Annotated in this window: 19 protein-coding genes, 1 tRNA gene and 1 pseudogene; 10 read left to right on the top strand and 11 right to left on the bottom strand. The window is 60.5% G+C overall.

Annotation, left to right across the window (positions count from 1 at the left end; genetic code table 11):
- Nucleotides 1-247: 247 nt before the first annotated feature.
- From ACP7EW_RS19845 to ACP7EW_RS19825, 5 genes are all read left to right on the top strand, one after another.
- Nucleotides 248-1,021 carry an ABC transporter ATP-binding protein gene (locus ACP7EW_RS19845; protein WP_010213906.1) on the top strand — a complete coding sequence of 258 codons (774 nt, stop codon included), beginning with the start codon at nt 248-250 and terminating at the stop codon, nt 1,019-1,021.
- 13 nt (nt 1,022-1,034) lie between these two features.
- Nucleotides 1,035-1,787, top strand: coding sequence for an ABC transporter substrate-binding protein (locus tag ACP7EW_RS19840; RefSeq protein ID WP_016979104.1), 753 nt, complete (start codon nt 1,035-1,037; stop codon nt 1,785-1,787).
- 74 nt (nt 1,788-1,861) lie between these two features.
- On the top strand, nt 1,862-2,557 hold the full coding sequence (locus ACP7EW_RS19835) for an ABC transporter permease (protein WP_177074506.1): 696 nt from the start codon (nt 1,862-1,864) through the stop codon (nt 2,555-2,557).
- Between the two features lie 38 nt (nt 2,558-2,595).
- On the top strand, nt 2,596-3,285 hold the full coding sequence (locus ACP7EW_RS19830; RefSeq protein ID WP_033896924.1) for an ABC transporter permease: 690 nt from the start codon (nt 2,596-2,598) through the stop codon (nt 3,283-3,285).
- A complete protein-coding gene (locus tag ACP7EW_RS19825; protein ID WP_426219148.1) occupies nt 3,266-4,453 on the top strand; it encodes a methyltransferase in 1,188 nt (395 codons plus the stop codon). The genes ACP7EW_RS19830 and ACP7EW_RS19825 overlap by 20 nt, the downstream gene beginning before the upstream one ends.
- A gap of 241 nt (nt 4,454-4,694) precedes the next feature.
- On the opposite strand, the gene bcsQ (ACP7EW_RS19820) is transcribed toward ACP7EW_RS19825, so the two are convergent.
- From bcsQ (ACP7EW_RS19820) to bcsQ (ACP7EW_RS19775), 10 genes are all read right to left on the bottom strand, one after another.
- Complete coding sequence (gene bcsQ / locus ACP7EW_RS19820) at nt 4,695-5,606, bottom strand: cellulose biosynthesis protein BcsQ (RefSeq protein WP_426219146.1); 912 nt, start codon at nt 5,604-5,606, stop codon at nt 4,695-4,697.
- A 176-nt stretch (nt 5,607-5,782) separates the two neighbouring features.
- Nucleotides 5,783-6,907 (bottom strand): alginate O-acetyltransferase AlgX-related protein, encoded by a 1,125-nt coding sequence (locus tag ACP7EW_RS19815; RefSeq protein ID WP_426219144.1) that lies wholly within the window; start codon nt 6,905-6,907, stop codon nt 5,783-5,785.
- A 12-nt stretch (nt 6,908-6,919) separates the two neighbouring features.
- A complete protein-coding gene (locus tag ACP7EW_RS19810) occupies nt 6,920-8,335 on the bottom strand; it encodes an MBOAT family O-acyltransferase (RefSeq protein ID WP_033896889.1) in 1,416 nt (471 codons plus the stop codon).
- A gap of 17 nt (nt 8,336-8,352) precedes the next feature.
- Entirely contained in the window at nt 8,353-9,018 is a 666-nt protein-coding gene (locus ACP7EW_RS19805; protein ID WP_426219142.1) for a cell division protein FtsQ, read from the bottom strand.
- Complete coding sequence (locus ACP7EW_RS19800; RefSeq protein ID WP_028615346.1) at nt 9,018-9,683, bottom strand: SGNH/GDSL hydrolase family protein; 666 nt, start codon at nt 9,681-9,683, stop codon at nt 9,018-9,020. The genes ACP7EW_RS19805 and ACP7EW_RS19800 overlap by 1 nt, the downstream gene beginning before the upstream one ends.
- 16 nt (nt 9,684-9,699) lie before the next feature.
- Nucleotides 9,700-13,539, bottom strand: coding sequence for a cellulose synthase subunit BcsC-related outer membrane protein (locus tag ACP7EW_RS19795; RefSeq protein WP_426219140.1), 3,840 nt, complete (start codon nt 13,537-13,539; stop codon nt 9,700-9,702).
- Nucleotides 13,521-14,717 carry a cellulose synthase complex periplasmic endoglucanase BcsZ gene (gene bcsZ / locus ACP7EW_RS19790; RefSeq protein WP_426219138.1) on the bottom strand — a complete coding sequence of 399 codons (1,197 nt, stop codon included), beginning with the start codon at nt 14,715-14,717 and terminating at the stop codon, nt 13,521-13,523. Before bcsZ ends, ACP7EW_RS19795 begins: the two co-directional genes overlap by 19 nt.
- A complete protein-coding gene (bcsB, locus tag ACP7EW_RS19785) occupies nt 14,714-16,981 on the bottom strand; it encodes a cellulose biosynthesis cyclic di-GMP-binding regulatory protein BcsB (protein WP_426219136.1) in 2,268 nt (755 codons plus the stop codon). Before bcsB ends, bcsZ begins: the two co-directional genes overlap by 4 nt.
- On the bottom strand, nt 16,978-19,197 hold the full coding sequence (gene bcsA, locus ACP7EW_RS19780; RefSeq protein ID WP_033896884.1) for a UDP-forming cellulose synthase catalytic subunit: 2,220 nt from the start codon (nt 19,195-19,197) through the stop codon (nt 16,978-16,980). The genes bcsB and bcsA overlap by 4 nt, the downstream gene beginning before the upstream one ends.
- Nucleotides 19,194-20,228, bottom strand: coding sequence for a cellulose biosynthesis protein BcsQ (bcsQ, locus tag ACP7EW_RS19775; RefSeq protein ID WP_426219134.1), 1,035 nt, complete (start codon nt 20,226-20,228; stop codon nt 19,194-19,196). The genes bcsA and bcsQ (ACP7EW_RS19775) overlap by 4 nt, the downstream gene beginning before the upstream one ends.
- 257 nt (nt 20,229-20,485) lie before the next feature.
- Here bcsQ (ACP7EW_RS19775) and ACP7EW_RS19770 point away from each other — a divergent pair, with 257 nt between their 5' ends.
- Nucleotides 20,486-20,899 (top strand): hypothetical protein, encoded by a 414-nt coding sequence (locus tag ACP7EW_RS19770; protein WP_426219132.1) that lies wholly within the window; start codon nt 20,486-20,488, stop codon nt 20,897-20,899.
- Nucleotides 20,900-20,949: 50 nt separating this feature from the next.
- On the opposite strand, the gene ACP7EW_RS19765 is transcribed toward ACP7EW_RS19770, so the two are convergent.
- Nucleotides 20,950-21,360, bottom strand: coding sequence for a lipoprotein (locus ACP7EW_RS19765; protein WP_033896881.1), 411 nt, complete (start codon nt 21,358-21,360; stop codon nt 20,950-20,952).
- 183 nt (nt 21,361-21,543) lie between these two features.
- Between ACP7EW_RS19765 and ACP7EW_RS19760 the strand changes: the two genes are divergently transcribed.
- From ACP7EW_RS19760 to ACP7EW_RS19745, 4 genes and pseudogenes are all read left to right on the top strand, one after another.
- Nucleotides 21,544-21,619: transfer RNA gene (locus ACP7EW_RS19760), tRNA-Thr, on the top strand.
- Nucleotides 21,620-21,783: 164 nt separating this feature from the next.
- Nucleotides 21,784-23,112, top strand: a complete 1,329-nt coding sequence (locus ACP7EW_RS19755; RefSeq protein WP_426219130.1) for a tyrosine-type recombinase/integrase — start codon at nt 21,784-21,786, stop codon at nt 23,110-23,112.
- A 904-nt stretch (nt 23,113-24,016) separates the two neighbouring features.
- Nucleotides 24,017-24,997, top strand: a pseudogene (locus tag ACP7EW_RS19750) (integrase domain-containing protein).
- The gene (locus ACP7EW_RS19745; RefSeq protein WP_082706755.1) at nt 24,994-25,269 is read left to right on the top strand and encodes a hypothetical protein; all 276 of its coding nucleotides are present in this window, start codon (nt 24,994-24,996) and stop codon (nt 25,267-25,269) included. Before ACP7EW_RS19750 ends, ACP7EW_RS19745 begins: the two are co-directional and overlap by 4 nt.
- Nucleotides 25,270-25,528 lie beyond the last annotated feature (259 nt).

The following is a 25,528-nucleotide window of genomic DNA, read 5'->3' as shown; positions in this document are numbered from 1 at the left end:
CAACACCCGGCCAAAGCTGGCACCATCGCGCCCTTTTTTACGCGAAGCCTGCGGTTTTTCGGGTTCAAACGGATGTTCGGTTGTTGATGGCGCGACACGCTGCTGTGCCGATGCGACACCCTGCCGCACACCACCTGTTTACCGCCGGCCATGCTGTTGGCTGCCATCAAGACGCTATGCTAGCTTGGCGCCTCGCCAGGAAGGCGGCCCAACAGCAGGATCGCAACGAACACAATGAGGACCCCACATGGCCGAGGCCACGCCCGCGCTTGAAATCCGCAACTTGCATAAACGCTATGGTGAGCTGGAGGTACTTAAAGGTATCTCTCTGACCGCTCGCGACGGCGATGTGATCTCGATCCTGGGTTCCTCCGGTTCCGGCAAGTCCACCTTCCTGCGCTGCATCAACCTGCTGGAAAACCCGCACCAGGGCCAGATCCTGGTCGCCGGCGAAGAACTCAAGCTCAAGGCCGCAAAAAACGGCGAGCTGATGGCCGCCGACGGCAAGCAGATCAACCGCCTGCGCAGCGAAATCGGTTTTGTGTTTCAAAACTTTAACCTGTGGCCGCACATGAGCATCCTCGACAACATCATCGAGGCCCCTCGTCGCGTGCTTGGCCAAAGCAAGGCCGAAGCCATCGAAGTGGCCGAAGCCTTGCTGGCCAAGGTCGGCATTGCTGACAAACGCCACGCTTACCCCGCGCAATTGTCCGGCGGCCAGCAGCAACGGGCGGCCATTGCGCGCACCCTGGCGATGCAGCCTAAAGTCATCCTGTTCGATGAGCCCACTTCGGCGCTTGACCCGGAAATGGTTCAGGAAGTACTTAATGTGATCCGCGCGCTGGCCGAAGAAGGTCGCACCATGCTGCTGGTCACCCATGAAATGGGCTTCGCCCGCCAGGTGTCCAGTGAAGTGGTGTTCCTGCACCAGGGCCTGGTCGAAGAGCAAGGATCGCCACAGCAGGTGTTTGAAAACCCGCTTTCGGCGCGCTGCAAACAATTCATGTCCAGCAACCGCTAACGGAGCAACATGCATGCAGAACTATAAAAAATTCCTTCTGGCTGCGGCCGTCTCGATGGCGTTCAGCGCCACGGCCATGGCAGAAACCTTGAAAATGGGGATCGAAGCGGCCTACCCGCCGTTCAACAATAAAGACGCCAGCGGCAATGTCGTCGGCTTCGACAAAGACATCGGCGACGCCCTGTGCGCCAAGATGAAAGTCGAGAAGTGCGAAGTGTATGTATCCGACTGGGACGGCATCATCCCGGCCCTGAACGCCAAGAAGTTCGACTTCCTGGTGTCCTCGCTGTCGATCACCGACGAGCGCAAGCAGGCCGTCGACTTCACCGACCCGTACTACTCCAACAAGCTGCAGTTCATCGCGCCTAAAGCCACTGCGGACTTCAAGACCGACGCGACTTACCTGAAGGGCAAGACCATCGGCGCCCAACGCGCGACGCTGGCCGGCACCTACCTGGAAGACAAGCTGCCGGACACCACGGCCAAGCTGTATGACACCCAGGAAAACGCCTACCTCGACCTGACCTCTGGTCGCCTGGACGGCATCCTCGCCGACAAGTACGTGCAGTACGAATGGCTCAAGAGCAAAGACGGTTCAGCCTATGAATTCAAAGGCGACCCGGTTGTAGAAAGCGACAAGATCGGTATCGCCGTACGCAAGGGCGACCCACTGCGCGAGCGCCTGAACAAAGCCCTGGCAGAGATCAAGGCAGACGGCACCTACAAGAAGATCAACGACAAGTACTTCCCTTTCAGCATCGAATGATCTGAACGGTATGCCCGGCGCGCTCACTTGAGCGCGTCGGCTTTTTGCAATGCCTGCCGCGATATGAAAACACCATGAATTTCGATCTCTACGGATTCGGCCCGGCGCTCGCCGCTGGCGCGCTGATGACCGTCAAACTGGCGCTCACGGCCCTGTGCCTGGGGCTGCTGCTCGGCCTTGCCGGGGCCTTGGCCAAGACTTCGCCGTACAAACCACTGCAATGGGTGGGCGGTGCGTATTCGACCATTGTTCGCGGCATTCCCGAACTGTTGTGGGTACTGCTGATTTATTTCGGCACGGTCAATCTGATGCGTGCCCTTGGCGAGTTCTTCGGTAACCCCGACCTTTCCCTCAGCGCCTTTGCCGCCGGGGTGATCGCCCTGGGCCTGTGCTTCGGCGCCTACGCGACGGAAGTGTTCCGTGGCGCAATCCTCGCCATTCCCAAAGGCCACCGCGAAGCCGGTGTAGCGTTGGGACTGTCGAAATTCAGGATTTTCACCCGGTTGATCATGCCGCAGATGTGGCGCATCGCCCTGCCGGGCCTGGGCAACCTGTTCATGATCCTGATGAAGGACACCGCACTGGTGTCGGTGATCGGCCTGGAAGAAATCATGCGCCATGCGCAGATCGGCGTAACCGTCACCAAGCAGCCATTCACCTTCTTCATGGTGGCGGCGTTCATGTACCTGGGCCTCACGGTCCTGGCTATGACCGGCATGCACTTCCTGGAAAAACGCGCCGCCCGCGGCTTTGCAAGGAGCACCCAATGAGCGGCGACTACAGCTGGCTGGCGCATTTTGACCTGGGCTTGAACTGGGCCGTGATCATCAAGTGGCTGCCAAGATTGGCCCAAGGCGCAACCCTAACGCTGGAGCTCGTGGCCATTGCAGTGATCGCCGGTCTGCTGTTGGCGATCCCGCTGGGTATCGCTCGCTCCTCACGCCGTTGGTACGTGAGCGCCCTGCCCTACGCCTACATTTTCTTCTTCCGTGGCACACCCTTGCTGGTGCAACTGTTCCTGGTCTACTACGGCCTGGCGCAGTTCGACACGGTGCGCGAGAGCTTCATGTGGCCCTACCTGCGCGATCCGTTCTGGTGTGCCACCGCCACCATGACCCTGCACACGGCCGCCTACATCGCCGAGATCCTGCGCGGCGCGATCCAGGCTATCCCGCCCGGCGAGATTGAAGCGGCGCGCGCCCTGGGCATGTCCAAGCCGAAGACGCTGTTCTACATCATCCTGCCACGCGCCTCGCGCATCGGCCTGCCGGCTTACAGCAACGAAGTGATCCTGATGCTCAAGGCCAGCGCCCTGGCAAGTACCGTCACCCTTCTGGAATTGACCGGCATGGCACGGACCATCATCGCCCGTACCTATTTACCGGTGGAGATCTTCTTCGCCGCCGGCCTGTTCTATCTGTTGATGGCTTACATCCTGGTACGGGCCTTCAAACTGCTGGAACGGTGGCTACGCGTCGATGCTTGCCAGGGACGCTGAGGTACGCTTCCAGGCACTGGATGCGTTCCTGATCGAGCACCAAGGGCTGTGGAAACCACGGCCCTTTACGCATCGCCAGCTCCCTTGGGAAACCCAGCATCCGGACCTCGCCCAGTGGCTGCGCCAGCGCTCGCTGGCCGATGCCGAGGCCAGTCATAACCAACCCCATGACCTGCTGGCACCGGCACCTTTTCCACAACTCGCTGCGCAAGCTCGCCAGCTCAGCGCTGTGGATAAGTTACCGACGCAACCCCTGCCTACCGCTCGCCATCGCCTGAGCGTTGATGTGCCTGGCCGCAAGTGGGACCAGATCGAAGCCTTCGGCGCTGCACTGCATTTCAAGCAAGTGCCCACACACTGGCTGGACTGGTGTGCAGGCAAAGGCCACCTGGGTCGCCGTCTGCTACAGGCCGATCAAACATTGACCTGCCTGGAATACGACCCGGCGCTGATCGCCGCAGGCCAAGCCTTAAGCGACCATCACCGCTTGGCGGTCACCCATCGTCTGCAAGACGTGATGGCCGACGTGGCAATCAGTCCCGAACACACACCCGTTGCCCTGCATGCCTGTGGCGACCTGCATGTGCGCCTGCTGCAACTGGCCAGCAAAGCCGGCTGCAAACAGCTCGCGCTGGCGCCTTGTTGCTACAACCGCATCGACGCTCAAACCTACCTGCCACTCTCCAACGCAGGCCGCGCGTCACGCCTGCAGTTATCGATTGATGACCTCGGCTTGCCGCTGAGCGAAACCGTCACCGCAGGCAAGCGGGTACGCCTGCAAAGGGACACGTCCATGGCGCGACGCTTGGGCTTCGATCAGTTGCAACGCGAACTTCGTGGCGTCGACGAGTACCTGCCCACGCCCTCCCTGGCCGCGAGCTGGCTGGACAAACCCTTTGCCGACTACTGCCAGGAACTGGCCAACCTCAAAGGGTTATCCACAGGCGATCAGGATTGGGCGGCGCTGGAGGCACACGGCTGGCGCCGCTTGGCACAGGTGAGGAACCTGGAGTTGGTACGTGGCCTGTTTCGGCGCCCACTGGAAATGTGGCTGGTGCTGGATCGAGCATTGTTTCTTGGCGAAAACGGCTACAGGGTCCAGGTAGGCACGTTCTGCGAACCCGCACTGACACCGCGCAACTTGATGGTGCTTGCCGAGCGCGATTAAGGGGCAAAATTGTCGCAGCACAGCCTGTGGATAACTCTGTTGATGAAATCTTTACGGAGCCTGTAGCTATCTGCTCTACAGGTCATAAACCGAGCTGGTCATTTTTTGTTCACAAAATAAAACGCACGCAAAACAGGCAGTTGCGGCGTGATGAGAACCGCTCCACAAAATGGCTGTTTAGTGACAGGTGCATCCAACCGATTGTGCATAAGCATCTGGCGTTCAGCGTATAACCAGCGCTTCAGCCGGTTGTTTTTGGCGCCTTCAACAGCCGACAAATATCGTTGATATCGTCAGCTGCCAGCCCCTTCTCCACGCTATCCAACGGGTCGACACCAAAAGCCAGCGCTTCATTGATCGCTATGTCGCGGTGCACTTGCAACGCCGCTTTCCCCAGCCTCTGTGTGAAGGCCTCGACCATGTCCAGGCTGAAGGCACTCCTTTCATCCACTTGGTTGATGACCACGTGCACGCGAGGCGGGTGCTGAGCCTCGAGATGCGGGGCAAGCAGTCCATCCAGATGGTCGAGGGTGCCCAGGCACGCAGCATCGGCCTGCACGATGACCAGCACCACGTCGGCAACGCTCAATGCTTGATGGAAGTAGACGTTGTTACCGGCGGGGGTATCGATGATCACCGTATGCCGTGCGCTCAAGTCCAGAGACGCGAGGTGTTGAGCCAGCCAGTGCGGCTCGTGCTTGAGCCAGCGCTCCAGGCTTTCCTGCTGGGGGATATCGACTTCGCCAAAGGTGATGACCTGGCAACCGGCAAAGCTGAGCTGTTGGAGTTGGCTCCACTGCCCATGCTCCAGGCTGGTGCGCCCAATGCCCGGCAAGGCAGAGCTGACCCCGAAGTGATGTTGCAAGGCGTTCTGCGGGTCCAGGTCCAGCGCCACGACGGACTCGCCCTGACGTTGCAGGCCGCTGCTCAAAGCAGTGGCCAGGGTGCTGCGGCCAACACCGCCATTGATCGAGACCAGCGCCACCACTTTCGGGCGCAAGGTCATGGCGGGCGCGGGCGTGGCGCTTTCGTTGGCGGCGCGCTCGTCTGGGCTGGGAATGCTGCCGAAGAAATGCAAACGCGACGCCATCCCGCGCTCATCCTGGCAGACATCCTTGCCGAGCAAGGCTAAAAGACCCTCAGTAATGCCCATCACAAACCCCTCATCACGGCGAAGCTCAAAGACGTGAAAAGGTCAGCTGATACGACTGCTTACCGCAGGTCTTTTTGTGGTCGCCCTAGTGCAAGCAGTCTGCTTCAGGCGCGTAAAAGTGTCATTATTTTGATGAGATAGTTGTCTATTTTTTAGACAAACGGCAAAAAGTCAAATTACTGACCCATGCTGATCACATCGTAGGGCGTTTGCAGATCCCGCTCGGGAATCTCCCAAATCAACAACTTAGGCGGCGTTTGCTTGAACGCCGGGCTTTCAAAATAGGCCTTGGCCGCGCCGGAGAATTCGCCACCGTCTTTGCTGAAATTGCCGATCGGCGCATTCAGGGCCTTCTGCAGGAAGCCAACAAAGTTGGAATTACGCGAAAACGAGGTGCCGATCAGTGCCACATTGGGCAAGCCGGCGTCGCCAAACAGGTCATCGGCATTGCTGGTCGCGCCACCGGCTTCATGGGCGGTGCTGGCCGCGACCGACTCCCCTGGCGGCTGCAACTTGGGCGGTAACCAATCAAGACCCGCCAGGCGCACCAGGTCACCGGGACGCACGGCGAGCGGTGCCTGGGTGATGTCGAAGGTTTGTTCCGGCGTGGCCTTGATGCCGCGTTGCTGGATACGTTGCGCCAGAGCCTGGGCACCGGCGTTGGAGCCAATTTCGCTCCAGTGAGTATCCGTGCGCAGGTAAGCCTCGGCGCCCAGCGGCTTGAGCGTATCGGTCAGGTCCAGCGCGGAAACGCCGGACGCCTGCAACAACCGGGTCCAGTCCTGGATCCGGCTATCGAGCACCGCGGGGCGGTACAGGCCACAGCGTTGGGCAGCGGCAATGCGACTCTTGTCCGGCACCACCACCACTTGCAGATCGATACCTTTTTGACCCAATTGTTTTTGCAGGTCGATCACCGCCTGGGCCTTGGTCTGGGCATTGGCTTCGGCGTGACGGTTGATGCGCAGCTCATCGCTGATAAACAACCAGCCGGGGCACCCCGGACGCACACGCGGCCCGGTGTCGCCAAACGCCAGCCAGCTACCACCACGCTCCAGGTTCGCGGCCTGGATCGCCATCGGCGCCTTGGCCAGTTCCTTGGCAAAACGATGAGTGAGGTCGCCGTGCAGCAGCATGTCGCTGTCGACCTTGGCCGGCACATAACTGATCGGTCCCTTTACCATCAGCCAGGCGCAGGACAACAACCCTGCCGCCAAAAAGGGCACCAACACCCAGGCCGCCAGGGGGCTGGTGCGAACGGCCAGGTCGCTCGGTGGAGTCGGCGCGGTAGGAGCAGGCATGGTCGGGCGTCCTTAGAACTGAAAGTACAGAAACGGTACGGCGTCGCGGCTGGCAATCAGCGCAAACGACAACACAAACCCGGCCACCGGCCACAGCGAAGCCGCCACCACGAACCACGGCTGGGTGCCGAAACGCTGTTCGCAACGCACCTGCCAGATCGGCGCGATGATGCACACCAGGCCCAGCAAAGCCGCCATGCCATGGGCCGGGCGCATGGCCACAGCCATCGCGTCACCCAGGCCCATGCCGTGCATCCCGAACTGGCCGGCATACATGGTCAGCGCCGAGTGGAAGTCCGGCGCACGGAACAAGGTCCAGGCCAGGCACACAAACAGCAACGTGAGGACGTGCGACAGCACCGGCGGAATGCTCGGCAGGCTCGAACGCGACCAAGCGCGGTCAACACACAACGCCACGCCATGGGCTGAACCCCACAACAGGTAGTTCCAGCTGTCACCGCCGTGCCACAACCCGGCAATCGCCATGGTCAGGAACAGGTTGCGATAGGTACGCCACACGCCGTCACGGTTACCGCCCAGGGCGATGTACAGGTAGTCGCGCAACCAGCTGGACAACGACAGGTGCCAGCGCCGCCAGAAGTCCTGGATGCTGCTGGCCAGGTACGGCCGGTTGAAGTTTTCCGGGAAGTGGAAACCCAGCATAAGGCCCAGGCCGATGGCCATGGCGCTATAACCAGCAAAGTCGAAGAACAGTTGCAGCGAGTACGCCAGGCAACCGATCCAGGCATCCACCAGGCTTGGGTTTTCCAGGTGGAAGGCAATGTCCACCAGCGGCGACAAGGTGTCAGCCACCAGCACTTTCATGCCCATGCCGATCATGAAGCGGCGCGCGCCCAGGGAGAAATTCGGCCAATTGAAATAACGCTGGTTCAGCTCACGGCGGACCCAGTCGTAACGGATGATCGGACCGGCAATCGAATGCCCGAACATCGAGATATAAGTGGCGTAGTTGATGAAGCTGCGCTCCACCGGCACCGTATGACGGTGCACATCCACCAGATAGGAAATCGCCTGCAACACGATGAACGACAGGCCGGCCGGCAAGGCCACGCGCTGCCAGTCGAGCGGCATATAGCCGTACCAGGTGATCACCTCACTCACGGTGCCAGCGACGATGTTGGCGTATTTGTACCAACACAGCACCGCCGTGTTGAACACGATCAACGCAATCAACAGGCGCACCCGGCCTTTGCCGTCCTCACGGGAGCGGTCCACCAGCAGGCCGCCGATCCAGGCCACCACGGTCAACACCATGTGCAGGAACAGGAACAACGGGCTCAACCAGCCGTAGAACAACCAGCTGCCGATCAACAGGATGACGTTGCGCCAGCTCGGACGAGCCAGGGCATAGATCAACAGGAAGGCCGGCAGGAACAGCGTGAGGAATTCGAGTGAGGCAAAGACCATGGTGGTGTCGGGCCCGATCAGTTAGCGAGTGCGTCAGAGGCGAACAGCAACTTCGAGCCTTTGTCTGAAGGAACGGCCAAGACGCTGTAGCGCTCGCCCGCCTTGAGGGTAAACGTCAGCGACTGGCCAACCGGCGCGCCGGCGCATTTGAGCTGCACCGACAGTTCCACCGGGTTGATCATGCGACGCTGCACCGCACCTTCCGCGACCTTCTTGAACAACTCGGCCTTTTGCGTCACGGCTTCCAGGCTGGCGTCGGCGCAGGTGGCGTCGGCGTTGATAAAGGCCAGGGAGGCTTTGAGTGCGTTGAAGTCGTCCGGCACTTCGCGCACCACCAGTTGGCGCGTGGCGCCCTTGGCATCGACCAGCGCAACCACCGTGGCGAATTCGCCCGGCGCCACGTTCACCGAGAAATCGGTGTTTTTGCCGGCGCTGCTCAACACGCCTTTGATCGGCTTGTCACCGCCGACCACTGGCAAAAAGGCCGACACGGCTTTGTCGCCATTCAACACCAGGCTGGCCTTGGAACCGTCGGCCACCAGCTTCAATTCGCCGGGGGTGCCGTTGGCAAAACGCAGGAACGCTGCGTCTTGCTCCGGGCCGGTCGGGTACAACGGGATGTCGGCGCTGTAGGCGCTGACGCTGGCGAGCAAGGTCGCCAGGCCCAGGGTCATCCGTTTCATTATTTGCTTCCTTTACCGTAGGCCGATGGCGGCAGGTCACCCAAGGCAGTACCGATCGCCTTGGCCCACTTCTGGTAACCGTCGATGGTGAAGTGCTGGCCGTCGGTGGTGATCCACTCGCCGGGTTTGGAGAACGTCAGCGAATCGATGTAGGTGCACGGCGCCACGTTACTGGCCAGGAACGACGACATCAGCTTGGTGCGGGTGTCATCCTTCTTGTACTGGGAACCGACCTTGCCCCATGGCGGGCCGACCCACACGCATTTGGTGCCGGTGTCGGTGATGGCTTTGGTCAGCGAGGTCACGCTTTTCCAGGCCCAGGCTTTGGGGAACACCGGGTTGGTGTAAGAGCCCATGGTGTCGCCGATGATCAGCACGACCACGTCGGGCTTGTCCTTGGCGATCAGCTCCTGGATCGGCGTGGTGCTCATGGCGTTCTTGCCATAGATCACGGCCTTGCCAGTCGGTGTACGTTCGCCACCGCACTCGACTTTTTTCGGGACAACCCAATCCGCCGCACCGGCACCGCACGCACCGATGGAGTGAACCACCGCGCCTTGCTTGGTGAGGTTGTCTTGCAACGGGTTGAGCAACGAATCGGGAAAGCTCATATGACTTTCGCCCAATACCAGCATGGTTAGGCCGGCAATCGCAGAAACAGGCATGAATGACTCCGATTAATCAGTTGGAATAAGGTGAACGGTACGGGCTGACCGGCAATGGCATAGGCCCGCTCAGGTCTTCGAACAAGTAGCGCAGATAAGCGTTACCGGCGTACTGGCGGTAGTCCTGGGCGTTATCGACACCGATTTCGCCACCCAGGTAGAACCGCGAGCTCAGGCGGTATTCGGCGGCAGCGTTGAAGCTGTAGCCGACGCCGGTTTTGCTGGTGCTGTCGTACTTGGGATTACCCCTGGCGGCTTGCAGCGTGCTATCGCCAGGGAAATAATCCGCGCCATCTTGCGCGATATGCTGCAGGCCTACCGAACTTTTTACCTGGTAGCTGAAGCGATCAAAGCTCTGCGCCCAACGAATCGGCACGCCCAGGGAGAAGAAGCGCTGCGGGCTGAAGTAACCGCCGTTGCCGTAGGTGTAGAAGTCCTGGTTTTCCTTGAAGGTCATCGCCGAGCCGCTGATGCCCAGGGTCAGGGTGTCACGTGGGTTATTACGCAGGTACCAGTAGATACCGCTGCCCAACTCCATGCGCGTATTGTCGTCAACGTGGTTGCCCATCAGTTGATGCAAGGAGGCGTAGCCGTAAACACCCAATTTCTGGTTGTCGTAGCTCAACTCGCCACGGCCACCGTTGGCAGTGACGCCACCCCACTTATTGCCCGCGCCGTCTTCGGAACCGGCAAAGGAGGTGACGCTGTCGGTGACCGGACGCCGCGAGATGTTGGCGCCGTAGCGAAAGTTCGAGTTGGCTTCAAAGGGACGCGACACACTCACGCCCCCCACGATGGTGTTGTAGAGGAAACCCAACGGGCTCACGCCGACGTCAGCCTTAAGGCCTTGATCCGGGTTTTCAAACGCCACCGCCAAGCCGACACCGCTGTCACTCTGTGAGCCAGCCGGGGCCGTAGTGCCTTTACCAAAACGCGACAACGATTCGGTCTTGACGCTACCAGCGCTCAAATGCACCGGCGTCACCCGCAGCGCCACCGTGTTATCGCCCACTGGCATACGCGCTTCAAACGGCGCTTCCACATCGGTGAGTTTGCTCAAGCCTTTCTCGCCGTTGTTGCTGCGCACGCTCAAGCCTTGCACCACATAGCCGGTACGGTCACGCAGGATGGTATCCAGCGCACGTCGCGCCGGGCTCAGCTCGGGGCTGTCGACGGAGGCAATGCTCGACGGCGGCACAAACGGATCGCTCAAGTCGTTGGACGTCGCACTCGCAAAGGCGCTGGACGTCACGGACTTGGTTGGCGCATCGATCGGCGGCGGTACGGCGCCAGCAACGGTCAGGTCGGTGACCTGGCGACGCTGGCCCGGCAAGCCTACGAACGGGTTATACGATGTACCTGGAGCACCAGCCTGGGCCACTTGGGTCTTGGCCTTCATGGCGTTTTCAATCGCCAGCGCCTTGCGCAGTAACTCAGCGGCTTCGCTGTTCTTGCCCAGCCCCTGGTAAATACGCGCGGCCGAGGTGAGCGTCTCCGGGTTACCCGGCTCCAGGGCCAGCGCCTTGTCACTGGCGCTCTGCGCCAAGCTGCGGTCATTGCCTTTCAGGGCGATGTCCGCCAGGCCCAGTTGCAGGCGTGCGTTGTTCGGGTTCTGCTGGATCAGCGGCGCGTACAACTCCATCGCCTTCTTGCCGTTGCCACTGGCGGCGTACATCCGCGCCAGTGCGCCGACGCCCAGCGCGTCATTCGGACGCTGGGCCAACGCCGGAGACAGCATGTCATAGGCGGCCACCAGGTCGTTCTTCTCGCGCAGGGCATCCGCCTGTTTGACCCGGTACAGGTAAATCAGGTCGTCATAGCGCTGGCGACCGATTTCGCTCAGAGGCTGGCCTTGCACTTCGCGCAGGATCTCGCCCGCCTCGCTGTACTTGTTGGCCTTGAGCAACACGTTGGCGTACAGCAGTTTCTGGTCAACCGTCGGGTTGGGGTTGTTCTCCACCACCTTCTGCATCATGTCCAGGCCGTACTGCGCGGCGCCGACTTCTACATAGGCGGCAGCCAACACAGCCACACGCTCAGGCTTCTGACGGGTCAGAGGTTCAGAGCGCCCCAGCAATGCCAAGGCTTCAGGGCGCTGGCCACGACGAGCGGTTTCGATGGCCACGTCGGTCTGCTGGTGCAGCGCGATATCGATCGCCAGCTCGTTCATGTCGGCCGTGCGCTGCGCCGTGGGGATACGCCCCAGGGTCGTCTCGGCCTGTTTCCATTCGCTCAGTTGCGCCGACAACAGGGTGCTGGTGTACAGCGCGTCCGGCTGGTTGGGCTGGGTCTTGAGCAAGCCGTCGATCAACGCACGAGCATTGCGGATCTGGCCGTCGCGCAGGTACATGCGCGCCAGGGCGAAACGGGTCCACGGGTTTTCAGGGTCAGCGTCGAGAGCCTGGCGGTAGGCCGCTTGTGCGCCTTTCACGTCACCACGTTGCTCCGCCAGTTTGCCGACCTGGGTCGCACGCAATGCGTTGATTTTCACGCTCGGCGCGAACTTGGCGCGCTGGGCCGGTGACACCGAGTCGATCAGCTTCAAGGCCTCATCCGGTTGACCCGACTGGGACAACACGTTGATCAAGCCACTCAAGGCATCCGGGTCACCGGGATGACGGGCCAACACCTTGCGGTAGCCGGCTTCGGCTTCTTCGAACTGGTTGTCCTGAGACTGGAAACCCGCCAAAGCGACCGCCGCGCCTGGCTGGCCTGGATTCAAACGTTCGGCCTGGGCCACCAGGTCACGGGCCTGAGCGCTACGGCCGGCGCGTTGGGCGTCGCGGCTTTGGCTGATCAGGTTCCAGTAGCGCACGTCGTTCAGGGCCGACTGCCACGCGGCACCACCGGGCAAGCGGGTAGCCTGGACGAGGTAGTTTTCGGCTTCGCTGTAACGTTCCTGCTGTTGACGCAATACGCCCATGCCACCGAGGGCGTCGACGTCATTGGATTTTTGAGCAAGGCGCGCGGCCAGCAACGGCTCGGCGGTTTTCAGGTCGCCGTCATCCAGCGCCTTGAAGGCCTTGGTCATCTGCGGGTCACGCTGCCAGGTACCGCCGCCTTTGCCTTGGGCAATGCCCTTGTTCATCAGCGCGCGAATCTCGGCGTCATCCGGGTGCACGGTGAGGAACTGCTGGAACAGCGACACCTGGTCCGGCTTCGGCGGGCCGAGCCAGATCAGTGCGAAGCGCCAGGTTTCATCGGCGTTGCCGCCCACGTCATTGTTCGGTGCCAGTTTGGCCAGGGCACGAATGCCGTCAGGCCGGGTGGCCGGGTTGCGCGCCAGGTGCTTGGCGAGGAACAACGCAACGATCGGGTCGTTCGGCCGTTCACGGGACAAACGCTGCAAGCCGGTGATGGCTTCGCTGGTGCCCTTGGCCGTGAAGCCCAAGGTGTTGTAGTACTCACGGGCGATCAGGCCTTGGGGTTGGCGGCCCTGGAAAACCTGACGGTACAAGGCCACGGCCTTTTCGCGCTCGTCGTCGGGCTCACCCAGCTCACGGGCCTGCTCCAGCAACTTGGCGTTGTCCGGCACGGCCACGGTGATGTCCTGCTCCAGCTGCAACGCCTGGCGCGGCACCGGGCTCAGCGCCTGCAAACGGGCCAGGTACTTTTGCGCTTCGGCCGGACGGTTCTGTTGCACCTGGATCAAGCCGATGCCGTACAGCGCATCCGGTTGCTCGGGGCTCAGGCTCAAGAGTTTCTGCCAGGTTTCCAGCGCGCGCTCAGGGTTCTTTTTCGACTGCCAGTAGTAACCCTGCTCGATCAGCAGGGCCTGCGGGTCGCTGGTTTCAGCGACGCTGGCCGTCGAGACCAGGGCGGCGAGAATCGCAATGGCTAGCGTGTGACGGCGCATGCGGCCTCCCAGGATAATTTGACCGTACCGTCTTGTTCAAAACGGTACTTCTGATCGGCAAAGCCCTGGCTGAACAGGCTGAGCATGTAGTCGTAGTAGATCGGCTGCGCGCTCTCCGGTGCCGAAGGCGCCAGAGCCTTGGCGAGTGCGTCGTCGACCTTGGCCTTTTGCAGCTGCGCCAGGGCGGTTTCGCCGCGGGCCTGGAAGAAGGCAATGGTCGATGCAGAGAAACCCATCGGCGTGTAGCCGTTGTTTTTCTCGGCTTCGCCGGTCAGCACGTGGATTTTTTCCGGCGGGAAGCCGGTGACCGATGCGGCCGTGGCGCGGGACATACCGCCCAGCGACTTGAGCATCGCCGCTGCCAATGGATCGCCTTTGGCGGTCATACCGGCCCACATGTAGGTGCGGATCGCGTCGTAGCTGCCCAGGTCATCGGAGAACGGGTCGACTACAAACAGCCCGGCGTTGGCGCTGGTCGCGCGATAACCGACCCAGTTGGCCGCGAGGCCGTGGGGGTTGCTGGCGGTGTCGGCGAGCATGCGCGCGTTGCTTTCAGCCACTTCGTTCCAACCGGCGTTCGGGCGTTCTTTCTGGAAGCGACGCAGTTGTGCAAGCACCTGGTAGCTCGGATTGAAACGCCACAAACCGCCCGGATGCACGTAGCCCACCGGCCCCGGCAACAGCATCTTGCCCAGGCCGGGCACGCGCACGATCAGGTTGCGTTCGACGTTGGCCAACAACAATTGTGCGTCGGCGCGGTACTGCGGTGCATTCCACACGCGCGCCGCTTCGAGCAAGGCGTAAGCCATCCACAAATCAGCGTCGCTCGCAGAGTTCGGGTCGATCACGCCCCAGGTGTTATCGGCTTTTTTGCCCCACAGCCAACCCGGCAGGTTCTGGCCGATGTCGGAACCCGACATGTTGGCCTTGGTCCAGGTCCACAGCTTGTCGAAGCTCGCACGGTCATTACCGACCAGCGCAAAGAACATCGCGTAGGACTGCCCTTCCGAACTGCTCTCGGTGGGTTTCATCGACGAGTTCAGCACTCGCCCATCGTCCTGCACAAAGCGCTTGGCGTAGTTCTGCCACAGCGGCCAGTCACAGGTTTGCGCTTGCGCGCTACCGGCAAACATCACCGCGCCCAGTGCGGCCAGGGTCATGCTCTTGAGCGGGCTCATGCCAACCGCCGTTTTGCACGTGCGCGCAGCGACAGGTAGATCAGGCTGGTCACCACCGCCAGGCCGAGGAAGGTGATCAACAGCATCCAACCCAGGTTCTGCGACAGTTGCCACTGCATGAATTTGAAGTAGTTGAGCTTGCCGACGTAGTACTGCTCGTCACCTACCAGCGAACTGATCGTGGTGCCCTGCACTACGGCCAGGCTGCCCTGGATCGAGTCTTTGTAGTCGTCACCGCCGATCAGCGCCGAGGTGGCTTCCAGCAGGCCCTGCGGCTGGTTGCTGGCGATCAGCACCACGCTGCGACCGCTCTTGAGCGGCGATTGGAAGCCCGCCAGCCAAGTACTGTTGCTCAGGCCCTTGAAGGTAATGCCGGCATTGGCCGGATGCTGGTTGCCCGCAGGGTCTGGGCTGACCCAGCTACGGACATAACGTGGCAGGTCAGACAGCAGGAACTGGTGCTGCTCACCATCGCTGGTGGCCGGCAGGTATTGCTGCCACTGCTTGAGCAGCGGTTGGTTGGCGGCGGTGGCGAGCACCAGCAGGTCTTTGTCGGCAACGCTTTGCACGTCTTTGGCCTGCACCACTTTGACGGCGGTGGCCGGGTAGCCGGTGGCTTCGCCGAAGCGGCCCATCACGGTCAGGTAGGCGGTCAACTCGTCGGTGCCAAAGTTGTCGGGCATGACCACGGCGGATTCCGACAAGTCAGCCAGGCGGGTGAACGGGAAGCCGGAGTCGTTGAACACGCCCAGATTCGGCATGGCGATGTAATGCTGGTAGCCGGTGACGTCGAGGGTCGAATCCGGGTCGACTGAACCGCGCATGTTGTCGACGATGATGTCGCGGCATTCGCCTTCTTTGATGTAGTCGTACATGAAGCGCAGTTGCAGCTTGGACTTGGGCGATGCCGAGCTGATCGGCAGCAGGGTCGTCACTTCGCGCGGCAGGCTTTCGTCTTTCTTCAACTGGTCGAGCAGGGTCTGGCCGCCGCCCAGGTTGGTCACCGACGGCAAGGCCACAGACTTCATGAATTGATCATTCAGGCCGATCAGCAGCGACGAGTTGGTCGACACCTGCTGCGGCGTGTAGCGGTACTTGAGCTTGAGCGGCACGCCCTCTTCACGCCAGTTGAACAGGTCCGGCGGCAGGCGCATGTCGACGCTGATCGCGCCTGGGTTGTAGCCCGACACGCTGAGTTTCTGCTGTTCGATCAACTCGCCCAGGCGCACCGGTCGGTTGCTTGGCAGCCAGTTTGGCGCGTCGTACGGACGGCGCGGTGCCAGGGTGTCGAGTTTGGTGATGACCACGCTGTTGCCAGCCAATACCGGGTTACCCAGCACGACCGCGTTGGCGGCGCGCTTGAGTTCTTCGCCGTCACGCCCGGTGACGATCAGCAGTTTGCCGTTGACGTCGTTCGGGTTGGCGATGAGGGTCAGGGTCGGGCCGGTCGGCTTGGCGACCGCAACACCGTGCACGTCCAGTGCGTCGGCGGTTTGCACCAGTACGATGGCGTTGCCTTTGGCCGGCAGATCGCCGAGGGTGGTCGGGAACGTCGCGCCCCGGTAGCTGGCGAGGCCGCCAATCCATGAAGACAAGGCACCGGCCGCTTCCAGCGCGGCGCTGTCGGGCGCAGTGGCGAACACAAACGGCAGGCTCACCTGGCGCGCGTCACGCTTGTCGAAGAACGGCAGCGGCAGCACGGCCAGGTCGTCCTTGAGCACGATTGGCTCGACCTGCACTTTGAGCTCGCTGCTGTTGCTGATCTTGGCCCACAGGCTGCTGTGCAGCGGGTCTTCGCAGGACATGGTGTAGTGGCCGATGAACTGCAGGCTCAAGCGGTTGAACTCGGTGATCAGCTTCGGCGGAAGCTGCACCAGTTGCTCTTGCTGGATGCCCGCGCCTTCTTTAGGCAGTGCCAGGCTGGCGGCGACTTCGCCGTTGACCAACACGTTGATCTGCGACAGGTCGGCCAGCAGCGCCGGCGAGTAGCTGTATTTGAGCAGCAGTTGCGCGCCCTTCACCACTTCATCGGCACGAATATCGAAGTTGACGCTGTCGGACGACTCCACGCCTTGCAGGTTCATGGTGTCGCGGCGGCCCAGCTGCTTGAGGGTCAGGCTGTAGCCGTTATCGGTGCTTTGCACCGGCACGGTGGCAACCGCTTGCTCGGCAGCTTGCGCCAGGGTGTTGAGGCCCATCAGCGAGGCGATCATCAGCGCGAGTGCACGGCGCGGATGAGGGCGAGCGAATATCTTCGAGGTCATGGCTTGTCCATCAGCGTATCTAGCGGTTTTGTGGGGGTGCGGCTCAAGGCCAGACGCAGTTCGTGTAGGGTGGCGCGGCCCAGGGTGAACAAGCCGCCGATGCCGATGGAGCCCACTTCACGCAGGGCCGCCAGCGGTGTATCCGGCTGGCCGGCGCCCCAGCTCGCGGCCCAGGTATCGGCGCGGGAGAAGGTCAGGCGAACCAACTCGCTTTGCTGGCGCAGACTGAGGGGTTCGAACTGGGCACCGATCTGCGCGCCCTTGCTGAACACCACGCGGGCATCGAACAAGCTGTCCTGGCCGTTGCGTGACAGCACCAATTGCACGCGCTCACCCTGGGTGATCGAGTGACCATCGGAGAGCATCAAGCCGAAGCCGTTTTGCGAGAAATCTTGAGTCGTGCCTTCAAGCACACGGCCGTCAGCACAAATGATGCTCACCGGCAGCTTGGCGCTGACACGCGGCTCGGAACGCACTTGGCGCGCTTCCGAAGCCACGGCCACGGCGGCGCTGGTGATGATCAGGTTGTAGAGGGTCCAGGTCAGGTTGATCGCTACCGTCACGGCAGTGGACGCATCGCCCCAGATCAACTGATGGATACCGAAGCCCAGGCCGACCAGATTCACCGCCAGCAACACCAGGTACGGGCGCGCGAGTTTCCAGTCGAAGAACTGCTTGTCGATGATGCCGCCCTTGTCGGTCACGTTGAAGCCACCGGCCTTGGGGTTGACCAACGCCACCAGCACCGGCGGCAGGATGTACCAGGCCAGTACCGTCTCGTACACCTCGTTCCAGAACGAGTGACGGAAACGCCCCTGGATCCGGGAGTTGGTCAGGCTTGAGTGCACCAAGTGCGGCAACACGTAGGCAACGATCATCAGCGCCGACGCGTGGAAAATCTCCGCCCCGAACACCAGATAAGCCAACGGCGCGGTCAGGAACACCAGGCGCGGCAAACCATAGAAGAAGTGCAGCATGGCGTTGGCGTAGCAGATGCGCTGGCCCCACTTGAGGCCCTTGCCCAGCAGCGGGTTGTCGGTGCGGAAGATCTGCGCCATGCCCCGCGCCCAGCGAATCCGCTGGTTGATGTGGCGCGACAGGCTTTCGGTGGCCAGGCCCGCGGCTTGCGGGATGGCCAGGTAAGCGGTGTTGTAGCCCAGGCGGTTGAGCTTGAGCGCGGTGTGGGCGTCTTCGGTCACGGTCTCGACGGCTACGCCGCCGATTTCCAGCAGCGGTTTACGGCGGATGACCGCACAGGAGCCGCAGAAGAAGGTGGCGTTCCACAGGTCGTTGCCGTCCTGCACCAGGCCGTAGAACAGCTCGCCCTCATTGGGCACGGCGCGGAAGGTGTCGAGGTTCTTTTCGAACGGGTCTGGCGAGAAGAAGAAGTGCGGCGTTTGCAGCATCGCCAGCTTCGGGTCTTTGAGGAACCAGCCCAGGCTTACTTGCAGGAAGGAGCGCGTCGGCACGTGGTCGGCATCGAACAGGGCGATGTATTCACCGTCGGTGACCTTCAACGCTTCGTTGAGGTTACCGGCCTTGGCGTGGAAGTTGTTGTCGCGGCGAATGTAGTTCACGCCGACCTTGCGGCAGAAGTCGCGGAAGTCGTCGCGGCGGCCGTCGTCAAGCACATGGACGCGCAGCTTGTCCTTGGGCCAGTCCATTGCCTGGGCGGCGAAGATGGTCAGTTTTACGATGCTCAGCGCTTCGTTATACGTGGGGATGAACACGTCGACCGTCGGCCACTCTTCGGGCTCGGTCTTCAACCACACCGGCGTGCGGCGCAACGGCCAGGCGGTTTGCACGTAGCCGAAGATCAGCACGATCAAGGCGTAGAACTCGGCCGCGACCAGGCCGTAGCCGAAGAACATGTCGATCCAGGTCTCGAACCCGAGGGTGGAGGTGAGCCGCCAGAACATGTAGCGCAACGACGCCACCAGTGACAGCACCACCAGCGCGAGGATCGCCAGGCGTCCGGGAATTTTACGCAGCACCAGCACCGCCAGGAAGCACACACCGGCAAACAGGCACTGGCTGTAGAGGTCGAGTGGTGCGCTGATAATACCCAGCAGAAGCAGGGCGCCAAGCACGCAACTGGCAACAACCAGCACCGTACGCAGCGCCGCAGGCCACCGATTGAAGCGCGCAATCGCGCCATTTAGGCGCTGTTCAGCGCGCCCTTCGACGAAGGGCGTGGAGGACGTATTGTCGGTCATGGGAGGTCCGAGTCGATGCGTTCGAGCAAGGTGCGGCACAGGGCGTGGACGTCCTGGCTGCCGATACTGTTGACGGTGGGGTCGAGGGGATCGCGACCGTAGGCTTGGGCTTCACTGAACGCGGGATCGCGGTGGACCGTGCCCAGCAGGGCAGCACCCAGACGGGTCTTGAACACCTCGACCATGTCCAGGCTGAAGCGGTGGGCAGCGTCCAACTGGTTGATCACGTAGAAGCGCTGTGGCGGTTTTTCGCGGTTGAAGTACGGCGCAAGCACACTGTCCATCTGGTCGAGGGTACTGAACGAGGCCACGTCCGGCTGCACGACGACCAGCACCGCATCGGCCACCGACATGGCCTGGCTGAGGTACACGGTATTGCCGGCCGGGACGTCGATGATCACGGTGTCCTGGCCATTCAATTTAAGGTCGGCCAAGCGTTGGCCCAGCCACTCGCTATCCTGGCCCAGCCAACGGTTCAGACTCTGCTGCTGCTCGTGGTCGGTGCTGCCAAACGCCACCAGGCGGCAACCGGCAAAGCCGCGTTCAGGCAGGGTTTCCCAGCTTTCATTAAGCAAACTGTTCACACCTATGCCAGGCATGTCGAGGCCCAGGCACAGGTGGTGACGCAAGGCGTTCTGCGGGTCCAGGTCCAGGGCGAGCGCCGGGCGGCCCTGGCGCTGCAAGCCACTGGCAATCGCAGCGGTCAGGGTGCTGCGGCCGACGCCGCCTTTGACCGAGACAACCACCACGACGTTGGGGCTCGATTGCTCCGAATACATTTCGCCGTCACGCCCCTCCACCACTTCGGGCGGCTGCAGGTGGTCGGCTTCGCCTTGGCTCAGCTCTTCCAGCAGACGCAACAGGGGAGCTGACGGCGCTTCAATTTCAGGCAGGGCTTGAGTCGCGACGGGGGCTTCCAAGACCTCTACATCGTCCTCAATGAACTCATGGACAAAGTCGATCTCGCGGTAGCCACTCGGGTTGGCACCCAGCTTGTTGAATAGTTTTGAAATGTCATCTGCTCGACTCACTCACTGCCCCTCCCCACCTGTTTGCGCTTTAAAGGCGATAAAAAGGTCAGCAATAGGCTGACCTTGTATTTTTCTAGTTATGTGGTGTCGGGCGCATTCTGTGATATCACATTGATGGTGTCAGTATTTTGATGCTTTTAGTTCAATTTAATCCGACGAACGGCGTGGCGCCATTTTTATGACTTTTCTGTGATAAAAAATGCATTCGTTGTAAGAACATGAACTTGCACTGTTATTTCGCGAAAATTGTTGTCCAGATGGACAAGAACGGCGCAAAACTGACACACCCATCAACAAATATTCGATTGCCCAACAATGTCTCGAAAAATTGCCTACATGAAACCGCGATTAAACTGACGGTTTATATCGCGCCACAGAATACGGAAACTTCACCTGTATTCAAGGGAAAACCAGCCGAGCGGTTGATCCAAATCGCCCGCGAAGCCACAGCCTGTATATCGGTGCGTACAGGCACCGCCTCGCTGGACAGCGAAGCAAAACCCGCGCCGCATGACACCACCAGGGCACTCAATCTGCTAAGCCCGGAGGATACCGCCCATTCACTAAACCAAATTGATCGCAGTCAGCCTGTAGGCTTTTGCTGCAAATGCAGGCAGAAATGGGTAATGGACTACAAGAAGTTCGGGAAGAACTGTGGGAAGAGGCGTTGATACCTATAACAACCGGGCACCCGAGCGCCCGGTTTTGGAGCGTGCCAGCCTTATTGGCGCACGCGGCGCTCGGTGAACGCGTAGTCATCCTGGCAATCGCTGGTAGGGTCCGACGACACGCTCACGTAGTGAACGGTGTCGGCGTCGAGCAGCTTGTAGGTGTACACATCCGGCGAACGTACGCCGTCCGTGCGCAACTCATTCTTGCCATTGGCCGCTGACCATGAACCCTGCTCGGTCTGGATCACCTGGGTCTGCTGCGCATCGCGGTAGAAGGTAATGACGAAGCGCCCGTCAGGCTTGAGGTTATTGGTCCACGACAGGAACTGGCATTTGCCGGTTTCGGTACGCAAGCCTTTCCAAGTACCGACCAGGGCAGGGTCATTACCGGGCTTATTTGAGGAACACGCGCTGAGCGCGGCAGTGAGGAGGATGAGGGACAGGGAGAGAGTCCGTTTCACGTGGGGCTTCCTTTGTATGGGATGAGATTGCACCGGGTTTGACCCTTCGGCGGCTTAGGAAGAATCCTACCCTTGCTGATCGGAAAAAGGGGCGCGGATGAAAAAACCTTGGGTTCTGCAAAAATAGTCAGAATTCAGGGGTTTACAGAACCTTGCCAATCGCTATAATCGTCGCCCTAACACGCCGGTATAGCTCAGTTGGTAGAGCAACTGACTTGTAATCAGTAGGTCCCGGGTTCGACTCCTGGTGCCGGCACCACATTAGGCTCCATTGCATTCTACTGAATGCTCTGGAAGCCCCGAAAACCCGCCCTTTGGCGGGTTTTTTCGTTCCAGGACCCTCTGTCGGGATCCAACAAAATCCCCCTTCCCCGAGGGTATGTTAGGGGTATTGCGATTTCCCGGTCAGGAGCGCGTACCCCTATGCCACGTCTAGCGATCCCCCTCAGCGACCTGCAATGCCGCACCGCCAAAACCCGCGAACGCGCCTACAAGCTGTTCGACGGCGGAGGCATGTACCTTTTCATCAAACCCAATGGCGTGAAGACCTGGCGCTTGAAGTACACCAAGCCTAGCGGCAAGGAAGGTACGCTCATCATCGGCAATTACCCCATCGTTACCCTTTCCGTCGCACGACGTAAGCGAGACGAAGCCAAAGCGTTGCTGCTCGACAACCTCGACCCAATGGAAGAAAAGAAGAAGGCCAAGATCGTAGCCCAGCGGGCGGCACTGCTTTTCGAAACCGTTGCTCTGGAGTGGCACGCCGACATGTCCCGTCGCTGGACCGAAGGCCACGCAAAAACCGTAATGAGCCGACTGCGCACCCACGTCTTCCCGCTGATCGGCCAACGGCCCATCGCCGAACTCGATACCCACGACCTGCTAGAGATCACCCAGCGCATCAAGGAACGCGGCACCATGGATGTGGCGTTAAGGGTACAGAACTACTTATCCACCATCATGCGCGGGGCCAAAAGGGCTCGGCAGATCACCATGAATCCTGCACTGGATCTGGCAGGCTCGCTTCACGCGCCGCGCACAGTCCATCGCCCGGCCCTCTCTCTCAACCGCCTACCCGAACTGCTACACCGTATCGACAACTACAACGGCCGCGAGCTGACGCGCCTTGCCGTCCTGCTGACGCTGCATGTATTCGTCCGCTCCAGCGAACTGCGCTTCGCGCGATGGAGTGAGTTCGACCTCCAACGCGCCATGTGGGAAATCCCCGATACACGCGCACCGATTGAAGGGGTACGCAACTCCACACGCGGGACCAAGATGAACGGCGACATTCAAATGGTTCCGTTATCGCCACAGGTCATCGAAATACTGGAGCGCCTGCGCAGCCTCAGTCGCTTTTCAGAGTTGGTGCTACCGGGCGATCACAAGTACTGGAAGCCCATGTCCGAGAACACGGTGAACACCATGCTCCGCAACGTCGGCTATGACACCAGCAAGGACGTGTGCGGCCACGGCTTCAGGACCATGGCCTGTAGCGCCCTGCTGGAGTCCGGGTTATGGACCGACGCAGCCATCGAAAGACAAATGAGCCACAAGGAACGCAACCGCGTGCGCGCCGCTTATATCCACAAGGCCGAATTCCTCGAACAGCGCAGGCTAATCATGGCGTGGTGGAGCAACTACATCGACGCCAACCGCCATGGGCATGTGACACCCCACGAATTCGCTCACCCAGTCGGCGACAACATCACCGCCCTACAAAATAGCCGTGGCGCATCCAAACGTGGGTAAGCCTGTGAGATCACCGTTGTCCGCCCTCCCACGCGGGTCCATCCAAGCGGGGCTGCAAAGCCGCCCTGCTTGGATGGACCTCATTTAAAAAATCTAAAGCCCACGCAAATTGTCTGTGGAAAACCATAGATTTCCACCGGTGGATAATTTCATCCACAGCCGCAGAATTCCCGAAAATTCGAGCCTTGACCCAAATTATCCACAGGCGTAGAAAAGATCGGGCAAAGCGCTGTCTTTGACAGCAACCCAGGTAGCCAGAACCTTTAAGGCTACGCCACACCGTGGTGGTTCTCCCAAAGTGCGATTAGCGTCCGGCGGCTCGCACGGTCACAGCGATGTGATGGATGCCTACTTTTACCAATGTGCCCACTGCGGCAACTTCCCCCTTTCATAGCTGCCCTGCAGCAACCTATCCGCTTGGCCATTTCATTGAGCCAACCTGCGCCCGTCTCTTTCTCCCGGAAAGAGACGGGCGCTCCTACCACTGCTGCAGCCCACCTCGTACAAGGCATTGCGGCATTTCCCCTCGTGACAATCGGCGTGACAAACACCGAAGTCACTAGCAACAGCGATGCAGATGGTGGTGCCGCAGCCCAGGGAATGGACTGCACCTGACTGACAGTCAGGCATGCCCCGGTCATCGCCTCACTGCCTTCACCCGACTCAGGTTCTCACGGCATTGGTCTCGTCAGCCAGTGCAGCCTCCACCCGCCCACTTCTTCGGAAGTGTTCAGGAGGCCAGATCATGAGATGCCCAAACTCCCGGTCGTAAGGAGCCGTCAGTCCCGCGTTAGTGGACAACCCTCACAGGCCGCAGGGGCCTTGATCCCTGATAACACTCAACATTCCTGGCGGGATGACGTGGGGAAGGTTTTAAAGTTTTGGCTTCGAGAGGAGTTCGATCATGGCATTGGTCGGTAGACGGGATGGGCGCAATTTTGGCTATGGCCGGCAACTGAGTTATGCCGGGCCGCAGGCGCTGAAAGATCTATTTGGCGGCGGGCATTACGGCACGGTCAAGGCGCACAGTGATCGCTGACAGGCATTTGTACGTTGGTGCCGCTCGGAGAATGGGCCGGGGTTTAACGATGCGCGGCAGATTGATCGGCGGACCTTCTTGGACTACGCCGGACATCTGCGCCAACAAGTTGAACAAGGTGAGCTGGCCATCGCCACTGCGCAAAACCGGTTGTCCAGTGTGAATCGGACCATGGCCGCGCTTCGCGGTGATCAATATGTGAAAGTGCCGAGTCCGAGCAAGGCGTTGGGAATGCGGCGCACCAGTGTTCGCTGCTCGGTTCCGCAAGGCCAAGACCGCGAACAGGTGAAGCGGATCGTCGACGTGCTCTGCGAACACCAAATGCCGCGCGCGGCGGCCATCGCTCAGCTGGCGCGAGCCACCGGCATGCGCTTACGCGAGGCCATATTGGCGGACCTACCGCGTTTAAAACGTGAGGCAGAACACTACGGCAAGATGAACATCCAGGATGGCACCAAAGGGGGCCGCGAAGGTGCGTCGGCACCTCGATGGATCACGGTGAACGATCACATCCGCAATGCCCTGGCATTCGCCCATCAGGCCTCGCCCGACGGTAGCCGCAACCTGCTTGCACCGGATGAAAGCTACCTAGATTTCCAACGGGGGATAGTCCGCCTCGCACGGGACATCCTCCATACGCACCACCTCAAAGGCTTCCACGAATTGCGGGCATCTTTTGCGTGCGAACGCTATGAGCAAATCACGCAGCATCCTGCGCCCATCAACGGTGGCCATTGCTATCAACTCGACCGACGCCTAGATCAGGATGCCCGACTGCAAATCAGCTATGAGCTAGGACACCGCCGTATCGGCGTGGTCTCGGCTTACATTGGTGGTCGAGCATGAGCACGGCATTCGATATGGAGTTGTTCCTTTCAGGAGTCTTGAGCGGGTCGCATACCACACGCGAACGCCACCTTCGTCAGGCAAAGGCTATCCAAACAGCAATCGCTGAGCGCTGGCAACGCGACAATCCATGGACTTGGCAGAGAAAACACCTTGCGTGGTTTTTAAATCGCCACCTAAATCAGCGTACTGAATCGACGCGCTATTACTATTTGCTGACCGTACAAGCACTCACTCATCGCCTAGGTAAACCCTGGCAGTTCAACCGCTAAACGAGGCTCAGAAAACGGCTGTGGACTCAACCGATCGATGCAACCGTTGGATATATTTTTGAGCTAAGGCGTGGATAGGGAATCGCTTTCTTTCTGACGATGCGCACTCCGTAGAGGCCAATAAAATCAAGCGCGCTGGTTATATGAACAAGCCCATAACGGTCTCCGGCGGCCTACGTTTTTCCCTAAATCTGCCCTAATCCCCAGCACCGACGCTAGCCTCAACCCGGGTTCGCTGTTCGGCTGATCCAACGCTTCA

Source organism: Pseudomonas sp. DWRC2-2 (assembly GCF_049897885.1).
GTDB lineage: Bacteria > Pseudomonadota > Gammaproteobacteria > Pseudomonadales > Pseudomonadaceae > Aquipseudomonas > Aquipseudomonas azotoformans_A.
The sequence above is the reverse complement of the archived record's forward strand: the minus strand, read 5'-3'. Positions and strand labels throughout refer to the sequence as shown.

Coding starts and splice junctions, on each gene's coding strand:
- ACP7EW_RS19845 (WP_010213906.1), top strand. CDS start 248: ATGGCCGAGGCCACGCCCGCGCTTGAAATCCGCAACTTGCATAAACGC.
- ACP7EW_RS19840 (WP_016979104.1), top strand. CDS start 1,035: ATGCAGAACTATAAAAAATTCCTTCTGGCTGCGGCCGTCTCGATGGCG.
- ACP7EW_RS19835 (WP_177074506.1), top strand. CDS start 1,862: ATGAATTTCGATCTCTACGGATTCGGCCCGGCGCTCGCCGCTGGCGCG.
- ACP7EW_RS19825 (WP_426219148.1), top strand. CDS start 3,266: ATGCTTGCCAGGGACGCTGAGGTACGCTTCCAGGCACTGGATGCGTTC.
- bcsQ (WP_426219146.1), bottom strand. CDS start 5,606: ATGGGCATTACTGAGGGTCTTTTAGCCTTGCTCGGCAAGGATGTCTGC.
- ACP7EW_RS19815 (WP_426219144.1), bottom strand. CDS start 6,907: ATGCCTGCTCCTACCGCGCCGACTCCACCGAGCGACCTGGCCGTTCGC.
- ACP7EW_RS19810 (WP_033896889.1), bottom strand. CDS start 8,335: ATGGTCTTTGCCTCACTCGAATTCCTCACGCTGTTCCTGCCGGCCTTC.
- ACP7EW_RS19805 (WP_426219142.1), bottom strand. CDS start 9,018: ATGAAACGGATGACCCTGGGCCTGGCGACCTTGCTCGCCAGCGTCAGC.
- ACP7EW_RS19800 (WP_028615346.1), bottom strand. CDS start 9,683: ATGCCTGTTTCTGCGATTGCCGGCCTAACCATGCTGGTATTGGGCGAA.
- ACP7EW_RS19795 (WP_426219140.1), bottom strand. CDS start 13,539: ATGCGCCGTCACACGCTAGCCATTGCGATTCTCGCCGCCCTGGTCTCG.
- bcsZ (WP_426219138.1), bottom strand. CDS start 14,717: ATGAGCCCGCTCAAGAGCATGACCCTGGCCGCACTGGGCGCGGTGATG.
- bcsB (WP_426219136.1), bottom strand. CDS start 16,981: ATGACCTCGAAGATATTCGCTCGCCCTCATCCGCGCCGTGCACTCGCG.
- bcsA (WP_033896884.1), bottom strand. CDS start 19,197: ATGACCGACAATACGTCCTCCACGCCCTTCGTCGAAGGGCGCGCTGAA.
- ACP7EW_RS19770 (WP_426219132.1), top strand. CDS start 20,486: ATGGACAAGAACGGCGCAAAACTGACACACCCATCAACAAATATTCGA.
- ACP7EW_RS19755 (WP_426219130.1), top strand. CDS start 21,784: ATGCCACGTCTAGCGATCCCCCTCAGCGACCTGCAATGCCGCACCGCC.
- ACP7EW_RS19745 (WP_082706755.1), top strand. CDS start 24,994: ATGAGCACGGCATTCGATATGGAGTTGTTCCTTTCAGGAGTCTTGAGC.